The sequence below is a fragment of the Streptomyces sp. NPDC051172 genome (assembly GCF_040682555.1).
Taxonomy (GTDB): Bacteria; Actinomycetota; Actinomycetes; order Streptomycetales; family Streptomycetaceae; genus Streptomyces.
Window position 1 is genome coordinate 1 of the sequence record NZ_JBFBBE010000298.1, and the last position, 1,943, is coordinate 1,943.

General features: G+C 72.7%; 3 protein-coding genes. 2 read left to right on the forward strand and 1 reads right to left on the reverse strand.

The genetic code is table 11. The features are described from left to right. Positions 1-302 (reverse strand): hypothetical protein (locus AB0N07_RS50500; RefSeq protein WP_365847677.1); only part of this gene is annotated, 302 nt, incomplete at its 3' end. Between the two features lie 186 nt (positions 303-488). Between AB0N07_RS50500 and AB0N07_RS50505 the strand changes: the two genes are divergently transcribed. Next, positions 489-1,019, forward strand: a complete 531-nt coding sequence (locus AB0N07_RS50505) for a peptidylprolyl isomerase (protein WP_049161430.1) — start codon at positions 489-491, stop codon at positions 1,017-1,019. Between the two features lie 11 nt (positions 1,020-1,030). After that, on the forward strand, positions 1,031-1,943 hold a 913-nt coding region (locus AB0N07_RS50510), incomplete at its 3' end, for a rhomboid family intramembrane serine protease (protein ID WP_365847679.1).

Genomic DNA, 1,943 nt, shown 5'->3' on the forward strand with positions numbered 1-1,943 from the left:
AGGCCCTTGGCGACGGCGGGGGCCAGCAGCCCGTACTGGTGCGCGACGGCCTCGCCGGCCTTGCGCGCCCCGCGCTCGACGACGGGGCCGTACTCCTTCTTGGCGTCCTGGGCCTTGCGACGGCCCTCCTCGGCCGCGGCGGAGCCGCCGATCAGCCCGTAGGCCGCGGCCACCTCGCTCCAGGCCCGGGTGGACTCCACCTTCGGGGCGGCCCAGTGGCGCAGGTTCTCCGCCTGGCGTGCGACGAACGCGTTCGTACCGCCGTCGTGCTGGATCTCGTCGTGCAGGGTCTTGCGAGCCATGTGATGCCTCCCGTGGGTTCTGGATGGTCGTTGAACGCGGTGGTCCTCGAGGCCCAGCCTAGTGGCCGACCCCCGCAGTGGCACGGGTCCCGGCACGCCGGGAGTGCGTACGCCGATCGCGGAAGATCCCGACCCCGGACGGCGGGATCCGGACGGCCCGCCGCCGCGGATGGAACAATGGGGCGCATGGCGAACAACACGCACACCGCGACCATCCACACGAACCACGGCGACATCGTCGTCGAGCTGTTCGGCAACCACGCCCCGAAGACCGTGAAGAACTTCGTGGGCCTCGCCACCGGCGAGCAGGAGTGGACCCACCCGCAGACCGGTGAGAAGAACAACGGCGCCCCGCTGTACTCCGGCACCGTGTTCCACCGCATCATCAAGGACTTCATGATCCAGGGCGGCGACCCGCTCGGCATGGGCATCGGCGGCCCCGGCTACCAGTTCGGCGACGAGATCCACCCCGAGCTGCAGTTCGACCGCCCCTACCTGCTGGCCATGGCCAACGCCGGCCCCGGCACCAACGGCTCGCAGTTCTTCATCACCTCCGTGCCCACCGGCTGGCTCAACGGCAAGCACACCATCTTCGGCGAGGTGAAGGACGAGGCCTCCCAGAAGGTCGTGGACGAGCTCAACGCCGTCGCCACCGATCCCCGTGACCGCCCGCTCGAGGACGTCGTCATCGAGTCCATCGACATCGACGAGGCCTGAGCAGCCCCTCGGTGAGCACCACCCCCTCCGACCCGCACGGCCCGGACTCCGCGGACGGCACACCCCCGGTGTGCCCGCGGCATCCGGGCCGTGCGGCGTATGTGCGCTGCGCCGTCTGCCGGCGCCCCGCGTGCCTCGACTGCCAGCGTCCCCGCTCCGCGGCCGGACCGGTCTGCGTGGACTGTGCGTCCGGCGTCGTGGCCGGCGTCGTGGCCGGCCCCGCTCCAACGTCGCCCCCCGCCGCCGGCGCCGCCGCGACGGTCCCGGCCCGACGGCGGACGGGCTTCGCCGCCTCGCCCGTCACCTGGATCCTGCTGGCGGTCACGACGGTGGTCTACGCGGCGCAGTGGATGACCCGGGATCAGGCGTCCGGTGTGACCGAGGCGCTCTGGTACGCCGGGCTCTACACGTCCCCGTACGGCATGGAGCCGTGGCGGATGGCCTCCTACGCGCTCGTGCACGACGTCTCCGGTCCCACGCACCTGCTGCTGAACATGCTCGCGCTGTGGGTGATCGGGCGCGTGCTCGAGCCCGCGCTGGGCTGGTGGCGGTTCCTCGCCCTCTACGTGCTCTCCGCCGTGGGCGGTGCGGTGTTCGCGCTGTGGGTCTCGGACCCGCTGCAGCCCGTCGTCGGGGCGTCCGGCGCCGTGTACGGCATGTTCGCGGCCCTGTTCCTGCTCATCCGGGTGCGGGGCGGGCAGGTGCGCTCGATCGCCGTGCTGATCGGCCTGAACCTCGTGTTCTCGTTCCTGCTGCCCGGGGTGGCCTGGCAGGTGCACGTGGGCGGGCTGCTGACGGGGGCCGTCGTCGCCGTCGTGTTCTCCCTGGCCGGCGGGCTGCGCCCCGGCCGCGCGCGCCTGCCGTCCATGGGCGCCCAGGTGGCAGGCCTCGTGGTCGTGGCGGCGGCGCTGGCGGCGCTCACGG

Bases quoted from the DNA above. Each gene is read 5' to 3' on its own strand.
- AB0N07_RS50505 (WP_049161430.1), top strand. From the start codon at position 489: ATGGCGAACAACACGCACACCGCGACCATCCACACGAACCACGGCGAC.